The sequence below is a fragment of the Pseudomonas sp. JY-Q genome (genome assembly GCF_001655295.1).
GTDB classification, from domain to species: Bacteria; Pseudomonadota; Gammaproteobacteria; order Pseudomonadales; family Pseudomonadaceae; genus Aquipseudomonas; species Aquipseudomonas alloputida.
Genome location: NZ_CP011525.1, coordinates 1296253 through 1314684 on the forward strand (window position 1 = coordinate 1296253; position 18432 = coordinate 1314684).

The following is an 18432-nucleotide window of genomic DNA, read 5'->3' on the forward strand; positions in this document are numbered from 1 at the left end:
ACACATCAATCGGCGGACCACAGCCAAACAGTCTTTCAGGATGTTGATTTGAACAACGCGTTGAACAACGATCGGGTGGCCGCATGAGTGCTTCCCTTGCCGGTCTGGAGCGAAAGCTCGGTTACACCTTCAAGAACCAGGACCAGATGCTCCTGGCACTGACCCATCGCAGTTACGCCGGGCGCAACAATGAGCGCCTGGAGTTCCTCGGTGACGCCATTCTCAACTTCGTTGCCGGCGAAGCGCTGTTCGAGCGTTTTCCGCAGGCTCGCGAAGGCCAGTTGTCGCGGCTGCGTGCGCGGTTGGTCAAGGGGGAGACCCTGGCCCGTCTGGCCCGTGGTTTTGATCTGGGCGATTACCTGCGCCTGGGTTCCGGAGAACTCAAGAGCGGCGGCTTTCGCCGCGAGTCGATCCTGGCCGACGCCCTGGAGGCACTGATTGGTGCCATCTACCTGGACGCTGACATGGACACCGCCCGGGAGCGCATTCTGGCCTGGCTGGCCGATGAGTTTGAAGGCCTGACACTGGTCGACACCAATAAAGATCCGAAAACCCGCCTGCAAGAGTTCCTGCAGTCGCGCAGCTGTGAGCTGCCGCGTTACGAAGTCGTGGATATCCAGGGTGAACCACACTGCCGGACCTTCTTCGTCGAATGCGAAGTGGTACTGCTGAACAACAAGAGCCGTGGTCAAGGCGTTAGCCGGCGTATTGCCGAGCAAGTCGCCGCCGCGTCTGCACTGATCGCCCTGGGCGTGGAGAATGGCAATGACTGATAGCAACCCGACCCGCTGCGGCTACGTAGCCATTGTTGGCCGTCCCAACGTCGGCAAGTCGACCCTGCTCAACCACATCCTGGGCCAGAAGCTGGCGATTACTTCGCGAAAGCCGCAGACCACCCGCCACAACATGCTCGGCATCAAGACCGAAGGTGATGTGCAGGCCATCTACGTCGATACCCCCGGTATGCACAAGGCCAACGACAAGGCCCTGAACCGTTACATGAACCGCAATGCCTCGGCGGCCCTCAAGGACGTCGACGTGGTGATCTTCGTGGTCGACCGTACCAAGTGGACCGACGAGGACCAACTGGTGCTGGAGCGCGTGCAATATGTCACCGGCCCGCTGATCATCGCGGTCAACAAGACCGACCGTATGGAAGAGAAAGCCGAGCTGATCCCGCACCTGCAGTGGCTGCAAGAGCAGCTGCCGAACGCCGAGGTGATGCCGATTTCCGCACAGCAGGGGCACAATCTCGAGGCGCTGGAAGCACAGATCGCCAAGCACCTGCCCGAGAACGATCATTTCTTCCCCGAAGACCAGATCACCGACCGTAGCAGCCGCTTCCTGGCCGCCGAACTGGTGCGCGAGAAGATCATGCGCCAGTTGGGTGCGGAGTTGCCGTACCAGATCACCGTGGAGATCGAAGAATTCAAGCAGCAGGGCCATGTGCTGCACATTCACGCGTTGATCCTGGTTGAACGCGATGGCCAGAAAAAAATCATCATTGGTGACAAGGGTGAGCGCATCAAGCGCATCGGTTCCGAGGCGCGCAAGGACATGGAAGTGCTGTTCGATTCCAAGGTCATGCTCAACCTGTGGGTCAAGGTAAAGGGCGGCTGGTCCGACGACGAGCGCGCCCTGCGTTCGCTGGGCTACGGCGACCTGTAAGCCGCGCGCTGGTCCCTGTAGGAGCGGCCTTTTGTCGCGATAGGGCTGCGCAGCAGCCCCGGCGATTTATGCTGCGAAGCTAAAAATCTGGGGCCGCTTTGCGGCCCTTTTCGCGACACAAGGCCGCTCCCACAAGGGCCAGTGCAACCCTCGGCGCGAGTGATTTTTAATGGAACAACCTGTCGGCCAGCCAGCCTACGTGCTGCACAGCCGTGCCTATAAGGAAACCAGCGCGCTGGTGGACTTTTTCACCCCGCAGGGCCGCATGCGCGCCGTGCTGCGTCGCGCGCGGGGTAAGGGCGGTAGCCTGGTGCGGCCGTTCGTCCTCCTGGAGCTAGAGCTGCGGGGGCGCGGCGAGCTGAAGAATGTCGGCCGCATGGACAGCAACGGCATCGCCGCCTGGCTGCATGGCGATGCGCTGTTCAGCGGGTTGTACCTGAATGAGTTGCTGATGCGGCTGCTGCCCGCCGAAGCACCGTTTCCGGCCATTTTCGAGCACTACACCCTGACCTTGCAGGCCCTGGCTGAAGGCCGCCCGCTGGAACCTCTGCTGCGTTCGTTCGAATGGCGGCTGCTTGATGAACTCGGGTATGCGTTTTCATTGCGCCAAGACGTCAACGACCAGCCGATCGCCGCCGACGGCCTGTATCGCCTGCGCGTGGATGCCGGCCTGGAACGGGTCGAGCTGTTGCAGCCCGGCCTGTTTCGTGGGATCGAGTTGCTGGCCCTGGCTGAAGCCGACTGGGACGCACCCGGCGCCTTGCTCGCTGCAAAGCGGCTGATGCGCCAGGCACTGGCAGTTCACCTGGGGGTAAAACCGCTGGTCAGCCGGGAACTGTTTCGCAAGCGCTGATCAGGACGTATGCTGTTGGGCTCAATCTTCAGGAGAGCCTTTCGTGACTCACAGCAACCGCATGCTTCTTGGCGTCAACATCGACCACGTGGCTACCCTGCGCCAGGCCCGTGGCACGCGCTACCCTGACCCGGTCAAGGCTGCCCTGGACGCCGAGGAAGCAGGCGCCGATGGCATCACCGTGCACCTGCGTGAAGACCGCCGGCACATCCAGGAGCGTGACGTTGTGCTGCTCAAGGATGTGCTGCAGACCCGCATGAACTTCGAGATGGGCGTCACCGAAGAGATGATGGCCTTTGCCGAGAAAATTCGCCCGGCGCACATCTGCCTGGTACCCGAAACCCGTCAGGAGCTGACCACTGAAGGTGGCCTGGATGTGGCAGGGCAGGAAGCGCGGATCAAGGCTGCAGTCGAACGGCTGGCGCGTACCGGTGCCGAGGTGTCGCTGTTCATCGACGCCGACGAACGGCAGATCGAGGCCTCGCGTCGGGTTGGCGCACCGGCCATCGAGCTTCACACCGGCCGTTATGCCGATGCCGAAACCCCCACCGAAGTGGCTGAAGAGCTCCAGCGGATCGTCGAGGGTGTGGCGTTTGGCGTGGGGCATGGGCTGATCGTCAATGCGGGTCACGGGCTGCACTACCACAACGTCGAGGCGGTGGCGGCGATCAAGGGTATCAATGAGCTGAACATTGGCCATGCGCTGGTGGCGCATGCCTTGTTTGTCGGCTTCAAGGCTGCTGTGGCCGAGATGAAGGCGCTGATCGTGGCGGCTTCGCGCTGATTGTTGGCCGCCTGTACCGGCCTCTTCGCGGGCAAGCCCGCGAAGAGGCCGGTACAGGCGGCCGATCACTCGGCAGGAAACACCAGGGTAAACCGGGTAGGCCCCAGGGGGCTGCTGCTGACCTCGACCCGCCCGCCATGCAACTGCATGATCGACTTCACGATCGCCAACCCCAACCCGGTCCCGCCCTCCAGCCGCGAACGCCCCGAACCTACCCGGTAAAACCGCTCGAACAAGCGCGACTGGTGCTCTGCAGGCACACCCGGCCCCTGGTTCTCTACGGATAGCCTGACTTCGCTGCCCGAGCGTTCGATGCGCAGAGCCACGGGTTTACTCTCGGGACTGTGCCGTATGGCGTTGCTCAACAGGTTCGACAGTGCCCGCTGAAACATCAGCCGGTCTCCCAGCGCTGTCCCCCAGCCCTGAACACGTAGCTCAATTTCTTTCAGCTCGGCACTGTAGGCAAACAGCTCGACAACCCGCGCTGCCTCGTCGGACAGCGCCAAGGGTTTCAACGCAACCTGCGTATGCGGCTGGCTGACCTGGGCAAGAAACAGCATGTCGTTGATGATGCGGTTGAGCCGGGTCAGCTCTTCGATGCTGTCTTCAAGCACTTCCCGATAGTTGGCGTTGTCCCGCTCACGGGCCAGTGTCACCTGCGCCTTGCCCATGAGGTTGCTCAACGGTGTGCGCAGTTCATGGGCCAGGTCGTCAGAGAACTGCGACAGCTGCCTGACACCTTGGTCGAGTCGATCGAGCATCACGTTGATACTGCCGGCCAGGTCTGCCAGTTCCTGCGGCAGGGCGGTAGCGGGCAGGCGATGCTGCAGGTCCTGGGCCGACACCTGCCCGGCAATGCGCCGGAAGTGCCGCAATGGTTTCAGGCCGCGCTGCATCAGCCACCATGCCCCCGCACCAATCAAAACCAGTAGCAGTGGCAAGGCGAGCAACGTCGAGTGCAGGTAGGCTTGCAGCAGGGCGTTGTCGTCGGCGCGGTTGAGCGACATCATCACCTTGACAGGGGTGTTGTCGCGCAGGCGCATCAGCCGGGTAACGGTGAGGATCTGGTTACCGCCGCTGTCACGCCAGGCGTGAAAGGTCAGGCGCGCATCGGTGTGCAGTTCACCGACCCGCGATTCCAGGGCCGGGCCGAGGCTGAGCAGGTGGGGGTGGCGGCCGTCGAGAGCCAGCACACTGAGGCTTAGGTTGTCATGCCCCATCACCAGGTCCAGCAGTGGATGGGCGCGGCTGCCCAGGTCCTCGCTGCGCAGGTCGACACGCAGGTTGTGCTCGACCTGAAGCATCTTGCGCGCCAAATCCTTGCGCGCGCGGCTGTCCAGTTCGTGATCCAGGGCAAACACGGCCAGGCAGGCCAGCAGCAGCACCAGTGCGGCGCCCATCAATGTCACGCTCAGGCCCAGGCGTAACGACAGGCTGGCGTTTTTCAAAGGCGAGCCTCAAGTACGTAGCCCACACCACGCAGGGTATGGATCAGCTTGTTGTCGAACGGGTCGTCGATCTTCGCCCGCAGGCGCCGGATCGAGACCTCGACCACGTTGGTGTCGCAGTCGAAGTTCATGTCCCACACCAGCGAGATGATTTGCGTGCGCGACAACACTTCGCCAGTCTGGCGCATTAGCAGGTGCAGCAGGGCGAACTCCTTGGCGGTCAGGTCGATGCGCTGCCCGGCGCGGTAGGCGCGGTGGCGGCCGGGGTCCAGTTCCAGGTCAGCGACGCGCAGGGTGCTGGGCTGCAGTTGCTGGTCGTTGCGGCGTAGCAGGCTGCGGATGCGCGCCAGTAGCTCAGGGAACTCAAAGGGCTTGAGCAGGTAGTCATCCGCGCCCAGGTCCAGGCCTTTTACCCGGTCGGCCAAGCGACCGTGGGCGGTCAGCATCATGATGCGCGTGGCCGATTCGGCACGTAGCCGCTGTAGCACGGTCCAGCCATCGATTTCGGGCAGGTTGACGTCGAGTATGACCAGGTCATAGGCCTGTTGGCGTGCCAGGTGCAGGCCGTCGGTGCCTGTGTGGGCGCAGTCGACCACGTAACCGTTCTCGCGAAGGCCCTGTTGCAGGTAGTCGGCGGTACGCAGCTCGTCCTCGATGATCAGTAGGCGCATGGGGGGCTCGGTGTATTGAAAGGGGGCGATTCTTGACCCTGTAGTGACATCAGGGTCAAGCGCTCCAATGTTACGGCATGAAAAAAGGCCTGCGGTGCAGATAACGGATTTGTAATTCTGCTGTTATCTGGCTGTCTATTCGGGCCTCTTCGCGGGTAAACCCGCGCCTGTAGGAACGGGTTTAACCGCGAAGAGGTTCGAACAGTCCACACAAGGCCACATTGCAGGACTGTAATCCCCGCCTCACCTTGCCGTTAGCCAGCCCTCGCTAGGATGGCCGTGTCTGATCGGTTATTACGAGGCAAACACGATGAACCTGACCAAATACCTGCTGTTGGCCACCCTTGCCCTGGGCAGCGCCAGTGTTTATGCCGAGGGCGGTGCGGAGCGCTCGAAGCAGTTCTGGCAAGCCTTCCGCGAAGACCAGCAGCGTCTGCATGGCGACAAGCAACAGGCTGTTGCCGAGCGCGAGCGCAAGGCGCAAGAGAAGGCGCGTGAGGTGGCCAAGGATTGAGGTAACGACACCTGCGCCGCGACGGCTCCTCGCCGCAGGTGTATTCAGGCGCCCCTGCGGGCGCCTTTTTTATTTGCGCGCCAGCAGGGTGGCGCGGCGTGGGGCCGGCAGGCCTTCGACGGTCTTGCTGTGGTCGTTCGGGTCGAGGAAGTCGCTCAGCGACTGGTAGCGCATCCAATCGGTGCTGCGCTGCTCCTCGACGCTGGTCACGCTCACGTCGACGCAGCGCACATCGCTGAAGCCGGCACGGCGCAACCAGCGGGCCAACGCCGGTACCGACGGCAGGTACCAGACGTTGCGCATCTGCGCGTAGCGGTCCTCAGGCACCAGCACCTGGTTTTCGTCGCCCTCGATAACCAGCGTTTCCAGCACCAGCTCGCCACCTTTGACCAGGCATTCCTTGAGCGCCAACAGGTGCTCGATGGGCGAGCGGCGGTGATAGAACACGCCCATGGAAAACACGGTATCGAAACCTTCAAGGTTGGCGGGCAGGTCTTCCAGGGCGAACGGCAGGTGCCAGGCCGGTAACTCCGGCAGGTATTGCTGCACGGCCTGGAACTGGCAGAAGAACAGCCAGTTGGGGTCGACCCCAACCACCATGTCTGCGCCGGCGCCGAGCATGCGCCATTGGTAGTAGCCATTGCCACAGCCCACGTCGAGTACGCGTTTGCCTTTGAGGTCCAGGTGCGGGCCGACCCGCGACCACTTCCAGTCCGAACGCCATTCGGTGTCAACGTGCACGCCAAACAGGTCGAATGGCCCCTTGCGCCAGGGCGACAGGCCCATCAGTGCCTGGCGCATCTGCGCGCGGGTGGCGTCGTCGCAGTCGCAATCCAGACGCAACCCGTTGACCAGGTCGACTTCACTGGGTTGCAGGGCGGGCAGGGCTTCCAGCGCCCCGCGCCAGCGGTCGAGGTCACCGTGACCCTTTTCCAGCTTGGCGTCGAGTTGCGCTTGCAGGCCTTGCGACCAGGAAGCCAGGGGCGTGCCCGCCAGGCGGCGGACGAGGGGAGACAGATCGATCATGGCAGGGCTATCAACGAGGCGAAGTTAAGGCATTGGAACCAAGGCACCACTTTCGAGAAGCCGGCTGCGCGCAGGCGTTCCTGGTGGGTTTCGAGTGTATCGGGCTTCATCACGTTTTCGATGGCACTGCGCTTCTGGGCGATCTCCAGTTCGCTGTAGCCATTGGCCCGTTTGAAATCCAGGTGCAGTTCATTGAGCAGGTCCTGCGCTTGCTCATCGGCGAAGCGCAGCTTCTCCGACAGAATCAGCGCGCCGCCGGGCAGCAGCGCCTGGCGGATTCGCCCGAGCAGTTCAAGGCGCTGGTCAGGGGCAATGAACTGCAGGGTGAAGTTCATCGCCACTACCGAGGCCGGCTCGAAGGGCAGGGCAAGGATATCGGCCTCCAGCACGTGCACCGGCAGCAACTCCTGGAACATCGAATCTTGTGCAGTGAGGTACTGCCGGCAGCGCTCGACCATGGCAGCGGAGTTATCCACCGCGATTACCCTGCAGCCGTCGCTGCGCACATGGCGACGCAGCGACTGGGTAACGGCGCCCAGCGATGCGCCCAGATCGTACAGTGCGGTGCCTGGCTGGGCGAACCGGGCGGCCAGAACCCCGAGGTTCTCGACAATGGTTGGGTAACCGGGCACCGAGCGCTTGATCATGTCCGGGAACACACGTACGACGTCTTCGTTGAAGACGAAGTCGGGCACCTGCTCCAGGGGTTGGGAGAAAAGGCGGTCGGGTTGTTTGCTCACGGCGAATCCAGGCGGCTGGTGATAGGCAGGGGGCGCATTCTAGCCAAACCGCAGCCGGGATGCATGGTTGGCTGACCAGCGCTGTGCGTTCAATTGACCCGAATGGCGCAATCGAAGGTCTGCACCGGGCGCACTTCCGGGGCCCAGGGTTGCTGGTAGACCAATACCAGGTTCCCTTCGCCGGCAGCGCGGGCCTGGAAGCGCCAGGTCGACATGCCCGAGCTGCCGACGATACCGGTGTCTTCAGGCGCGCTGTAAACCTCGGGGCCAAGGCTTTGCAATACGTTGGGCGCCGGGTTCTGTAACAGCCAGCGGTAGCCGGTGGTGGGGTTGCTGGGCAGGGTAAGCGTGAGGACCTGACCGACCTGCAGGCGCTTTGGGCATTCGCTTTCGGCGTCCAGGTCAACAGGCTGCGAGGGTTGTTGAGCGCAGGCAGAAAGCAGGGCGAAGCTCAGGGGAACGAGCAGACGAGGAGAGGTCATGGTGGCTCCGAAGGCTGGCGATGGCCTGAGGATAACCGATGATCGAGGACATTTGTGTTGCCTGTGCCGGCCCTTTCGCGAGTAAGCCCGCGCCTGCAGGGATAGCGTACCCGTGCAGGCGCGGGCTTGCCCGCGAAGAGGCCGGTACAGGCTAGAACAGCACTTTCGCCACGTCGGCAAAGCGCTTGGCGAAATGCACTGTCAGGCCTTCGCGCAGGTAGTCCGGCAGTTCTTCGAAGTCGCCGCGGTTGGGCTCCGGCAGGATCAGTTCGAAAATCTTCTGCCGCCGCGCCGCAATCACCTTCTCGCGCACGCCGCCAATCGGCAGTACCTGACCGGTGAGGGTCAGCTCGCCCGTCATGGCGACACCCTTTTTGGCAGGCTGGTCGCGGGCCAGTGAAAGCAACGCGCTGGCCATTGTGATGCCGGCACTGGGGCCGTCTTTGGGCGTGGCGCCTTCGGGTACGTGCAGGTGGATGAACGCTTCGTTGAAGAAACCAGGATCCCCGCCAAATTGCTTGAGGTTGGAGCTGATGTAGCTGTAGGCAATTTCGGCAGACTCCTTCATCACGTCACCCAGTTTGCCCGTCAGCTTGAAGCCGCGGTTGTGGGTGTGGATGCGGGTCGCCTCGATCGGCAGCGTGGCGCCGCCCATGCTGGTCCAGGCCAGGCCGGTGATAACGCCTTTGCCAGCCAGTACCTGCTCGCTGCGGAACACCGGTATGCCGAGTGCGGTCTCCAGGTCTTTGGTGCCGATCTTAAGTTTGGCGTCGGGGTTTTCCAGCAGCTTGACCACGGCCTTGCGCACCAGTTTGCCCAGTTGCTTCTCCAGCTGGCGCACACCGGCCTCGCGGGCATAACCGTCGATCACCAGGCGCAGTGCGCTGTCGCTGATGCTGAGGCTGGTCTTGGAAACGCCGGCCTTTTCCAGCTGCTTGGGCCACAGGTGGCGCTTGGCGATGGTCATTTTTTCTTCGGTGATATAGCCGGACAGGCGGATCACTTCCATGCGGTCGAGCAACGGCCCGGGTATCGAATCGAGGGTGTTGGCAGTGCACACGAACAGCACCTTGGACAAGTCCAGGCGCAAGTCGAGGTAGTGGTCGAGGAAGTCGACGTTCTGCTCGGGGTCGAGGGTTTCCAGCAACGCTGATGCCGGGTCACCTTGGTAGCTCTGGCCCATCTTGTCGATTTCGTCGAGCATGATCACCGGGTTCATCACTTCGACGTCTTTCAGGGCCTGCACCAGCTTGCCGGGCTGGGCACCGATGTAGGTGCGGCGATGGCCCTTGATCTCGGCTTCGTCACGCATGCCGCCGACGCTGAAGCGATAGAATGGCCGGCCGAGCGATTCGGCGATGGACTTGCCGATGCTGGTCTTGCCCACACCGGGCGGGCCCACCAACAGCACGATCGAGCCGCTGATCTCGCCTTTCCAGGCGCCCACGGCGAGGAACTCGAGGATGCGCTCCTTGATGTCGTCGAGGCCAGCGTGGTACTGGTCGAGGACTTTGCGCGCATGTTTGAGGTCGAGCTTGTCTTTGCCGTACACGCCCCACGGCAGGGCGGTGGCCCATTCCAGATAGTTGCGGGTGACGGCGTATTCGGGCGAGCCGGTTTCCAGGATGGCCAGTTTGCCCATCTCTTCATCGATGCGCTTGCGTGCCTGGGGCGGCAGGGTCTTGCCTTCCAGGCGCTGTTCGAACTGTTCGAGGTCGGCGCTGCGGTCGTCCTTGGTCAGCCCCAGCTCCTGCTGGATGACCTTGAGTTGTTCCTTGAGGAAAAACTCGCGCTGGTGCTCGCCGATCTGCCGGTTGACCTCGGCCGAAATCTCGTTCTGCAAGCGTGCGACTTCCACCTCTTTGCGCAGCATTGGCAGTACCTTTTCCATGCGTTTGAGCATGGGCACGCAGTCGAGCACTTCCTGCAACTGGTTGCCGGTGGCCGAGGTGAGCGCGGCGGCGAAGTCGGTGAGCGGCGAGGGGTCGTTGGGGCTGAAGCGGTTGAGGTAGTTCTTCAGCTCTTCGCTGTACAGCGGGTTGAGCGGCAGCAGCTCCTTGATCGCGTTGATCAGTGCCATACCGTAGGCTTTGACCTCGTCGGTCGGCTCGGCGGGCTGGCGCGGGTATTCGACTTCGACCAGGTAGGGCGGGCGGTGGTGCTTGAGCCAGTTGCGGATACGCACCCGGGACAGGCCCTGGGCGACAAACTGCAATTTGCCGTTTTCGCGGCTGGCATGGTGCACCTTGACCAGCGTGCCGTACTGCGGCAGTGCCGAGGTGTCGAAGTGGCGGTGGTCTTCTGGCGGGGTGTCCATGAAGAACAGCGCCAGGCAGTGGTCCGGTGACTTGGCCACCAGGTCGAGCGTTTCGGCCCAGGGTTCTTCATTGACGATGACCGGCAGTACCTGTGCCGGGAAGAACGGGCGGTTGTGGATCGGGATGACGTAGACCTTGTCCGGCAGCTGCTGGCCGGGCAGGGCGAGGGCGTGGCCGGTTTCGGCCTGGAGGGTGTGTTCGACTTCGCTGTGTTCGTCCGGGTGTTCCGGGAAATCCTGCTGGTCGCTCATGGGGCACCTGCGTGAATGACTATGGTGCTTAGATGGGGCGGGAGGGGATGGGTTTCAATGGTATGGGAGTGGCCTTGTGTCGCGATTGGGCTGCGCAGCAGCCCCAGCATCCATCCAGCATTCTAGAGTGTTGGGGCCGCTGCGCGAGCCAATCGCGACACAAGGCCGCTTGTGTCTTGATGGGGGATTAGAATCTGGAGTGAGAGCGGTGAATGGCAAGCTGAATGCCGTAGGTGCCTTGAGCACGTGTGGGAGCATAAGCTGCCATTCACCGTTCCACTTTGGCGAGAGCCCGAACAGTTGGATGCGGCTCTGATCTCGAATCACAAGCGTGGGCCAAGCCAAAGTCCTCTCACTGTGTTGAGTTTAGGAGGTTTTGGTGATGGCTTCCTTCTTGGGTATCGATGTTTCCAGTCTCTCCCTTGATGCTGCGGTGCGGCCACAGGGCATCAAAATGCATTTAAGCAATGATCCCACAGGCTTTGAGGCGCTACTGGAGAGCCTTCGCAAGCTCAGTATCAAGCGCGTCCTGTTAGAGGCAACGGGTGGCTACGAGCGAGATGTCATGCGTTTTCTACAGGACGCTGGCTACAAGGTCATACGCGTTAATCCCAGGCGAGCCAGGTCATTCGCTGACTCTTTAGGCATCAAGGCCAAGACTGACGCCATCGACGCCGAGGTTCTGGCGCACTATGCCGAAGTCATTCCAGATCAACCCTCCCTGCGAATCAGCCCCGAACGAGCGCTTCTGCGAGAGTTGCTTCAGCAACGTGATCGGTTGGTTCAACAGCGAGATGACGACCTGCGGCGCCTGAAGCAGGTGCAATCGACTGCAGTTGCTAACTACCTGAATGCCAACCTGAAACACTTCAAAGCGCAGATCAAACTGGTTGAGCGTGAGATCGAACAGCAAACCGCGATGCTGAACGACGAACGGGTTACCCAACTGATTAAAGTGAAAGGCATTGGGATGGTGACAGCGGGCAAGCTAGTAGCGCTGCTGCCGGAGCTGGGTCGGGTTGAATCCAGAGAAATTGCCTCCCTGGTCGGAGTGGCGCCCTTCAACCACGACAGTGGGAAATTCATGGGCAAGCGCTCTATCTCTGGCGGACGATTTGCGGTCAGGCGATCGCTGTACATGGCATGCCTTGTGGCGATGAGATACAACCCAGCACTCAAGGCTCGTTATCAGTCACTGCGGGAGCGCGGAAAACTTCCCAAAGTCGCTATCGTGGCCTGCATGAGAACGTTCATCGTGCGGTTAAATGCCATGCTCAGAACGGGTACATCATGGCTCGATCTAGTGCTACCGCAGCCTGAAAGTACAACGTAAATCCAGAACGCAGCGTGAGCCGCGTGGAAGCGGGCTTGCCCGCGAAGCCAACACCGTGGTGGATGGCACGGGCTTCGCCCGTGTTCGCGGGCAAGCCCGCTCCCACAGGGAAGGCGCCAGCTTTTAGAAATTGAGCAAGACAGTTGCTCCCACAGGGTTGAGCCTGCGGGAGCGGTGTCGCTTACTCAGCTAATTTGTAAGCGATGATGTAATCGCCCATCTTGGTGCCCAGCGAGCCATGGCCGCCGGCAGTCACCAGCACATATTGCTTGCCGTCCTTGCCGGTGTAGCTCATCGGCGTAGCCTGGCCACCCGCTGGCAGGCGTGCTTTCCACAACTCCTTGCCGTTGTTCACGTCATAGGCGCGCAGGTACTGGTCGAGCGTGCCGCTGAGGAAACCGACGCCACCGGCGGTGACGATCGAGCCACCCATGCTTGGCACGCCAACCGGCAGGCCGATCGGCACCGGAGTGCTGTCCCGGGTGGTGCCGTTCTTGTGTTTCCACACCACCTTGTTGGTGAACAGGTCGATGGCGGCGACGTAGCCCCAGGCGGGTGCCTGGCACGGTACGCCGAGCGGCGACATGAACGGGTGCATGGTCACTGCATACGGTGCACCGGTGTTCGGCTGCACGCCGCTGGTCTCGCTTTCTCGCTTGCTGCCTTCGGCAACCTGCTCACGCGGGACCATCTTCGACACGAACGCCATGTAGTTGGGCGAAGTGAACAGCAACTGGCGCACCGGGTCGACCGACACGCTGCCCCAGTTGAATACACCTACGTTGCCGGGGTAGACCAACGAACCTTGTTCGGATGGCGGGGTGTACTGGCCTTCGTAGCGCAGTTCGCGGAACTGGATGCGGCACAGCATCTGGTCGAAAGGCGTGGCGCCCCACATGGCCTGTTCGGTCAGCTCTGGGCCGAGCAGGTTGAGGTCGGAACGAGCCTGGGTTGGCGAGGTGTGGTCGCCTTCCACTGCGCCTTGTGGGGTGGGGATCTCGCGGATCGGCACGATTGGCGTACCGTCGCGGCGGTCGAGCACGTACAGGCTGCCTTGCTTGGTCGGTACGATGATTGCCGGTTTCACGCCATCGTCGGTTTTCAGGTGTACCAGGGTCGGCTGGCTGCCGACGTCCATGTCCCACAGGTCGTGATGGGTGAACTGATAGTTCCAGCGTGCCTTGCCGGTGGCCAGGTCAAGGGCGACCACGCCGGCACTGTACTTCTCGGCGCCTGGGGTGCGGTCGGCGCCCCACTGGTCCGGGGTCTGGTTGCCCAGCGGCAGGTAGATCATGCCAAGGTCTTCGTCGACGCTGGCGATTGACCACATGTTGGCCGAGTTGCGGCTATACATTTTGCCGGCAGCCAATGGCTTGGTGTCGTCCGGGTTGTTGCTGTCCCAGTTCCACACCAGGTGGCCGTCGTGCACGTCGTAGGCGCGGATCACCCCGGACGGCTCATTGGTCGACTCGTTGTCGGTGACGTGGCCACCGATGATCACCAGGTCACGGGTAATGGCAGCAGGCGAGGTGGAGTAATAGCCGCCGGCGGTGAACGGGCCAATGCCGGTGGTGAGGTCGATCACGCCCTGGTTGGCGAAGCCTTCGCAGACCTTGCCGTTGTCGGCGTTGATGGCGATCAGGCGGGCATCTGCAGTCGGCAGGTAGAGGCGACGTGGGCAGGCTTGGGCCACGGCCTGGCCTGCGTCGGTAATTTTCGGCGCCGGGCTGCCGTCGCGGCTGACGTAGCGGTTTTCGTCATAGTACGAGACGCCACGGCACGTCATGTGGGCAAAGCCCTTGAAGGTGCCGGTCGGGCTCTTGACCTGCGGGTCGTAGCGCCAGATTTCCGCGCCAGTGTCCGGGTCCAGCGCCAGCAGGCGGCTGTGCGCGGTGCAGGCGTAGAGCATGCCGTTGACCTTCAGCGGGGTGTTCTGGTTGGTCAGCTCCACCGGGTCGTTTTCGGTCGGCAGATCACCGGTGCGAATGCGCCAGGCCTCTTCCAGGCGGTAGGCGTTCTGCGGGGTGATCTGGTGCAGCGGCGAGTAGCGGTCGCCATGCTCGGTACGGCCGTAAGCCTGCCATTCGCCGTCGGGCATGGCCGGTGCGGCACTGGCCATTTCGCTGCTGTCGCGGCCCAGTTCGCCGAACACTTCACCGGGATGGGTGAACTGGCTGCCCAGCGCGCAAGCGCCCGAAGCGACCACTGCCAGGCCGAGCAGTGCAGTATTGGCTTTGCTGGCCGGGCCGATCAGCGGGCGACGTGCCCACGGAAGCAGCAGCACCACGCCGATGGCGAACCAGATGGCCAGACGGGGCACCAGTTGCCACCAGTCCAGGCCCACTTCGAGCAGAGCCCAAACGGTGCTGCCCAGCAGCACCAGGCCATACAGGCCCAGGGCGATCTGGCGTTGGGCCAGCAGCAGGATGCCCGAAAGGGCAAAGCCGATACCGGCGATCAGGTAGTACAGCGATCCGCCCAGCTGGCTCAGCTTGATACCGCCGGCCAGCAGGGCCAGGCCCATCAGCAACAGCAGCGCGCCAATCAGGCGCGGTAGCCAGCGGCTTCCTTGGTTCGCACCTTCAGTGCTCATCGTAGGTTCTCCGTCAGGTCAAAAAAGGGGTTAGAAACTGCTCTGGATCTTCAGGCCGCCGATCAGGGCGCCATCCACCTGCGACACTCCGCCCGGGTGGCGGATGTACTGCAGGTTGGGGCGTACCGTGAGCCAGTCGGCCAAATGGATGCCGTAGTACAGCTCGGCGCTGTACTCGGTGTCCTGCACGGGCAGGAAGCCTGGGTTGTCGTAGTCGTAGAGGCCGGCGGCCTGGTTGGCCAGGCGGGCGTTCTTGCGATAGGCAGGGTTGACGTGCACGCGGGCCAGGGCGAAACCGATGTCGTCCTTGGCGCGGGCATCGAAGGGCCCTTTGAATACCAGTCCTGCCTGCACATAGTTGTCGATGGCATTGGTCTTCTTGTCATGCACGGTGGCGTTGGTGAACACGCTCAAGCCGCGTGACTGGTCGGACGCCAGCGAGGTGACCTGCTGCTGGGCGCCAATCCACAAGCCGTGCTTGCTCGAGCTGCTGCGGTAGGCGGCGCCGCTGATGGCGGCCGGCTGACCGTTGCTGTCCTTGAGAACATCTTGTGCCTTGGCATTACTGTAGTAGTAGCCGGCACGATATTCCCCTTTCAGGCCTTGGATACGTGGGGTCCATACCAGTTCGAACGGCATTACCGCACCTTGGGTGCCGCTGCCGCTGAGCTTGAAACCATTGCCAGATTCAAGGTTGGAAGGGTTCTGCTCGAAGACGCCGACCTGTACGTACAGCTCAGAGGTAAGGTTGTAGCGCACGCGCAGGGCCCACTGGCTGACTGGCCAGTTGTACCAGATGCCACCCACCCAGTTGCCCACCTGCGAGCCGCAGAAGGCCAGGTTCTGGAAGTCGCAAGGGAAGCTGTTGAAGTCCTCGCCTTCACCGAAGCGGCCGAATTTCACGTCCAGCGCACCGTCGAAGTACTTCTGCTTGATCCACATTTGCGTCAGCCGCCAGGTTTCGCCGCGGCCCCAGACTTCCTGGGCGGAGGTGAAGCCGCCGACACGCGGGTCGTTGATGCGGTCGTTGCTGATGTTGTCGCCGTGACGCTCGGTGACGGTCAGTTGGAGTTCGGTGTCGTGCCAGCCGAGGATCTTGTCCAGGTCCAGGTGGCTGCCAAAGGTGAACTGGTCGCTGTAGCGCGCGGTGCGGTCGTGGTCGTAGCCGCCGTGCAGGTTGCTGCCCATCTCGCCGGTGTAGCCAAGGGTAAAATCGTAGCCCTTTTCCAGCAGTTCGCTGCGGGTTCCACCCCAGTCGCCGAGCATCCACGGGGAGTCGCTGGCGAACATTTCGCTGGCGCTGGCGGGGGTTGCCAAGGCACTGAGGGCGAGGCCGATGTAACAGGTTTTAGGCAGTTGGAACATGAGATAGCGCTATCTTTTGATTATTGAAAAAACGGCAAGCGCATCGAAGGGCGAGCCCCTCAATGGATATGGCGACAAGGTTGTTCGATGAAGCGTTTCAGCTTGCGGCGGGGAGGATATAGGGGAAGTTGTAAGAAAAAAAGACAAATTGTCGCAGAGGATTGTTGTTGAACGGGCAACAGTCGTCATTAATCGAGGCCGGTGTAGGAGCGGGTTCACCCGCGAATGCGCCGGTTGACCTACCATCGTCTTCGCGGGTGAACCCGTTCCTACACCGATCTTCGTCGCTTATGGTTCAGAAGGTGGTACGCAACCCGACTTCCACACTGCGCCCCGGCGCCGGTGCGATATCGCGCAGGATCGAACTGGCGTAGCGCACGGTCTGGTCGGTGAGGTTTTCGCCGCGTACAAACGCCAGCCACTGGCTCTGGCCAATGTCGAAGCGGTAGCCAACGCTCGCCCCCAAGGTGGTGTAGCCATCGGTGCCGGTTTCGTTGGCGGGTTTGCGGTGCTGCGACGCAGCGTGCTGCACGTCTACTCGCGCCTGCCAGCGGTCCAGTTCCCAGACCAGACCGCTGTTCAGGCGCAGCGGGGCGATGCGGGGCAGTGGCTCGCCGCTGTCCAGGTTCTTGGCCCGGGTGTAGTCACCGGACAACTCCAGCGCAAAGCTGCCGTAACGGTTCTCGGCCAACTGCCAGCGGTCCTGGGCCTCGATGCCGTAGAAGCGCGCCCGCACACCTTGGTACTGATATTCCGGGTAGCCGTCGTCATGATCGTGGTCGTGGTCATCCTCGTCATGGTCGTGATCATGCCCGCCTTCACGCAGGTTGCCGGTGCCGATCAGGCCGATGTAGTTGCGAAAGTGGCTGTAGAACACCCCAACACTGCCCTTGTGGGTGCCGTTGTCGAAGCGCAGCGCCAGGTCGGCGGAAATCGCCTTTTCCTTGTTCAGGCTGGCGTCACCGACTTCAAACGCGCCGGTGGCTACGTGCGCGCCATTGGCGTACAGCTCGTAAAAGGTAGGGGCGCGCTCGGTGTAGCCGAGGTTGGCGGCCAGCGACCAGACCGGGTCGAGTTGGTACACGGCCCCCGACGACAGGCTGAAGGCGTTGAAGCTGCTGGCGCTGTCGGCGTCGACGAAGTTCTCGTTGCCTTTGGCGTCCGGGTCTACGCGGGTGTGTTCCATGCGCGCGCCCAGGCTCAGGTTCAGGCGTTCGGTGGCTTGCCACTGCTCCAGCATGAACAGCGCCAGGCTGTCGGTATCGGTGTGCGGGACGAAGGCTTCCTCGCCCAGGGCGGAGAATTCGTTGCGGCTGACCTGGGCACCGATCACCCCTTCAATCGGCCCGAGCGGCTGGTGACGGGCTTCGATGCGGGCTTCGTAGCCCTTGTTCTTGAAGGTGGTATGGACCTCGCCTTCCTCGATTTCGCTGTGTTCGTAGTCGGTGTAGCCGGCATCTACCTTGACCGAGCTGAAAGGGCCGTCGAGGTCGCGCAGTTCGGAGGCGAAGGCGTAGTGATCCTGTTTCATGTCCAGGCGCACGCCGGACTCGGCCACCGAGCCGTAGTTGCTGTCGTAGCGGCTGTACGACAGGCCGGCGTAGCCGTGGTCCCAGTGGTAGGCACCACCGATTGCGCCGCCGTCCTGGCGACCGTCGCTGTTTTCCAGGCGGTGTTTGCTGCCGGGCTCGTCGGCATCGCGCACCTTGGCGCTGCGTGCGTAGCCCGGGATGCGCAGGTCGTTGAACTGGCGGCTGTTGGCGTCCAGGTGCAGGGCGAAGGCGCCGTCGCCGGCCTCCAGCTTGCCGGCGCTGCTGCGGGTGGTGTCCGCGCCGCCGTAACGCAGTTCACCGGCACCGTGGATGCCCTCGATCGGCGAGTCCGGGATGCGGTTGTCGAAGGTGTTGACCACGCCGCCGATGGCGTTACCGCCATACATCAAGGCGGCCGGGCCACGGACGATTTCGACACGGTCGACCGTCACCGGGTCCAGGGGCACGGCGTGGTCGTAGGACAGCGACGAGGCATCCAGGGCGCCGACGCCGTTGCGCAGAATGCGGATGCGGTCGCCGTCCAGGCCGCGAATGACCGGTCGGCTGGCGCCAGGGCCGAACCAGGTAGAGGCGACACCGGGCTGCTTGTTCAGGGTTTCACCGAGGCTGCCGTGCTGCTGTTGCAGCAGGTTGTCGCCTTCGAGCACGGTGCTGGGAGCCGCCAGTTGGCGGTTGCCCAGCGGGTTGGCGGTGATGACCTGGGGTTCGAGCTCTACGGCCTGGCTGGGCGATGAGGCCAGCCAGAGCGCAACGGCGAGAGGAGAGAGGCGAAGCGGTGAGTACAGCATGGGGATGGGGCGTTCCTTGGCAGAGGCTTTTATAGTGTTACAACA

The 18432-nt window shown here is 62.5% G+C and carries 15 protein-coding genes; 6 read left to right on the top strand and 9 right to left on the bottom strand.

Features of this window, described 5'->3' with window-relative positions; translation table 11 throughout:
* Positions 1-83: 83 nt before the first annotated feature.
* The 4 genes from rnc to pdxJ all read left to right on the top strand — a co-directional run bounded on the left by rnc (position 84) and on the right by pdxJ (position 3305).
* On the top strand, positions 84-773 hold the full coding sequence (rnc, locus tag AA098_RS05745; RefSeq protein ID WP_003252059.1) for a ribonuclease III: 690 nt from the start codon (positions 84-86) through the stop codon (positions 771-773).
* Entirely contained in the window at positions 766-1668 is a 903-nt protein-coding gene (gene era, locus AA098_RS05750; RefSeq protein WP_003252061.1) for a GTPase Era, read from the top strand. Before rnc ends, era begins: the two co-directional genes overlap by 8 nt.
* A 169-nt stretch (positions 1669-1837) precedes the next feature.
* Positions 1838-2521 carry a DNA repair protein RecO gene (gene recO / locus AA098_RS05755; RefSeq protein ID WP_064613927.1) on the top strand — a complete coding sequence of 228 codons (684 nt, stop codon included), beginning with the start codon at positions 1838-1840 and terminating at the stop codon, positions 2519-2521.
* Between the two features lie 61 nt (positions 2522-2582).
* Positions 2583-3305 carry a pyridoxine 5'-phosphate synthase gene (gene pdxJ / locus AA098_RS05760; RefSeq protein ID WP_012053601.1) on the top strand — a complete coding sequence of 241 codons (723 nt, stop codon included), beginning with the start codon at positions 2583-2585 and terminating at the stop codon, positions 3303-3305.
* Between the two features lie 65 nt (positions 3306-3370).
* Here the strand turns inward: pdxJ and AA098_RS05765 are convergent, their stop codons facing one another.
* Together AA098_RS05765 and AA098_RS05770 are read right to left on the bottom strand one after the other, a co-directional pair.
* On the bottom strand, positions 3371-4753 hold the full coding sequence (locus AA098_RS05765; protein ID WP_054888637.1) for a heavy metal sensor histidine kinase: 1383 nt from the start codon (positions 4751-4753) through the stop codon (positions 3371-3373).
* A complete protein-coding gene (locus AA098_RS05770; protein ID WP_003252070.1) occupies positions 4750-5424 on the bottom strand; it encodes a heavy metal response regulator transcription factor in 675 nt (224 codons plus the stop codon). Before AA098_RS05770 ends, AA098_RS05765 begins: the two co-directional genes overlap by 4 nt.
* A gap of 310 nt (positions 5425-5734) precedes the next feature.
* Between AA098_RS05770 and AA098_RS05775 the strand changes: the two genes are divergently transcribed.
* A complete protein-coding gene (locus tag AA098_RS05775; RefSeq protein WP_003252072.1) occupies positions 5735-5938 on the top strand; it encodes a hypothetical protein in 204 nt (67 codons plus the stop codon).
* Positions 5939-6007: 69 nt separating this feature from the next.
* Here AA098_RS05775 and cmoB read toward each other — a convergent pair whose 3' ends face one another.
* The 4 genes from cmoB to lon form a co-directional block, all read right to left on the bottom strand.
* Positions 6008-6964: a tRNA 5-methoxyuridine(34)/uridine 5-oxyacetic acid(34) synthase CmoB gene (cmoB, locus tag AA098_RS05780; RefSeq protein ID WP_054888638.1), complete on the bottom strand. Its 957-nt coding sequence runs from the start codon at positions 6962-6964 to the stop codon at positions 6008-6010.
* Complete coding sequence (cmoA, locus tag AA098_RS05785; protein WP_004575434.1) at positions 6961-7704, bottom strand: carboxy-S-adenosyl-L-methionine synthase CmoA; 744 nt, start codon at positions 7702-7704, stop codon at positions 6961-6963. The genes cmoB and cmoA overlap by 4 nt, the downstream gene beginning before the upstream one ends.
* A gap of 89 nt (positions 7705-7793) precedes the next feature.
* Entirely contained in the window at positions 7794-8186 is a 393-nt protein-coding gene (locus tag AA098_RS05790; RefSeq protein ID WP_003252079.1) for a protease inhibitor I42 family protein, read from the bottom strand.
* 151 nt (positions 8187-8337) lie between these two features.
* The gene (gene lon, locus AA098_RS05795) at positions 8338-10755 is read right to left on the bottom strand and encodes an endopeptidase La (protein WP_012053599.1); all 2418 of its coding nucleotides are present in this window, start codon (positions 10753-10755) and stop codon (positions 8338-8340) included.
* Positions 10756-11137: 382 nt separating this feature from the next.
* On the opposite strand from lon, the gene AA098_RS05800 reads away from it, so the two are divergent.
* Positions 11138-12088, top strand: a complete 951-nt coding sequence (locus tag AA098_RS05800; protein WP_004577666.1) for an IS110 family transposase — start codon at positions 11138-11140, stop codon at positions 12086-12088.
* Positions 12089-12269: 181 nt separating this feature from the next.
* On the opposite strand, the gene AA098_RS05805 is transcribed toward AA098_RS05800, so the two are convergent.
* From AA098_RS05805 to AA098_RS05815, 3 genes are all read right to left on the bottom strand, one after another.
* A complete protein-coding gene (locus AA098_RS05805) occupies positions 12270-14681 on the bottom strand; it encodes a glucose/quinate/shikimate family membrane-bound PQQ-dependent dehydrogenase (RefSeq protein WP_019752450.1) in 2412 nt (803 codons plus the stop codon).
* 30 nt (positions 14682-14711) lie between these two features.
* Positions 14712-16046: a carbohydrate porin gene (locus AA098_RS05810; RefSeq protein ID WP_064613928.1), complete on the bottom strand. Its 1335-nt coding sequence runs from the start codon at positions 16044-16046 to the stop codon at positions 14712-14714.
* Positions 16047-16341: 295 nt separating this feature from the next.
* On the bottom strand, positions 16342-18387 hold the full coding sequence (locus tag AA098_RS05815) for a TonB-dependent receptor (RefSeq protein WP_060537736.1): 2046 nt from the start codon (positions 18385-18387) through the stop codon (positions 16342-16344).
* Between the last annotated feature and the right edge of the window lie 45 nt (positions 18388-18432).

Excerpts from the sequence above, each read along its gene's own strand:
- AA098_RS05800 (WP_004577666.1), top strand. The coding sequence starts at position 11,138 with ATGGCTTCCTTCTTGGGTATCGATGTTTCCAGTCTCTCCCTTGATGCT.
- AA098_RS05770 (WP_003252070.1), bottom strand. The coding sequence starts at position 5,424 with ATGCGCCTACTGATCATCGAGGACGAGCTGCGTACCGCCGACTACCTG.
- AA098_RS05810 (WP_064613928.1), bottom strand. The coding sequence starts at position 16,046 with ATGTTCCAACTGCCTAAAACCTGTTACATCGGCCTCGCCCTCAGTGCC.
- AA098_RS05775 (WP_003252072.1), top strand. The coding sequence starts at position 5,735 with ATGAACCTGACCAAATACCTGCTGTTGGCCACCCTTGCCCTGGGCAGC.
- pdxJ (WP_012053601.1), top strand. The coding sequence starts at position 2,583 with ATGCTTCTTGGCGTCAACATCGACCACGTGGCTACCCTGCGCCAGGCC.
- AA098_RS05805 (WP_019752450.1), bottom strand. The coding sequence starts at position 14,681 with ATGAGCACTGAAGGTGCGAACCAAGGAAGCCGCTGGCTACCGCGCCTG.
- rnc (WP_003252059.1), top strand. The coding sequence starts at position 84 with ATGAGTGCTTCCCTTGCCGGTCTGGAGCGAAAGCTCGGTTACACCTTC.
- cmoB (WP_054888638.1), bottom strand. The coding sequence starts at position 6,964 with ATGATCGATCTGTCTCCCCTCGTCCGCCGCCTGGCGGGCACGCCCCTG.
- lon (WP_012053599.1), bottom strand. The coding sequence starts at position 10,755 with ATGAGCGACCAGCAGGATTTCCCGGAACACCCGGACGAACACAGCGAA.
- AA098_RS05790 (WP_003252079.1), bottom strand. The coding sequence starts at position 8,186 with ATGACCTCTCCTCGTCTGCTCGTTCCCCTGAGCTTCGCCCTGCTTTCT.
- recO (WP_064613927.1), top strand. The coding sequence starts at position 1,838 with ATGGAACAACCTGTCGGCCAGCCAGCCTACGTGCTGCACAGCCGTGCC.
- era (WP_003252061.1), top strand. The coding sequence starts at position 766 with ATGACTGATAGCAACCCGACCCGCTGCGGCTACGTAGCCATTGTTGGC.
- AA098_RS05815 (WP_060537736.1), bottom strand. The coding sequence starts at position 18,387 with ATGCTGTACTCACCGCTTCGCCTCTCTCCTCTCGCCGTTGCGCTCTGG.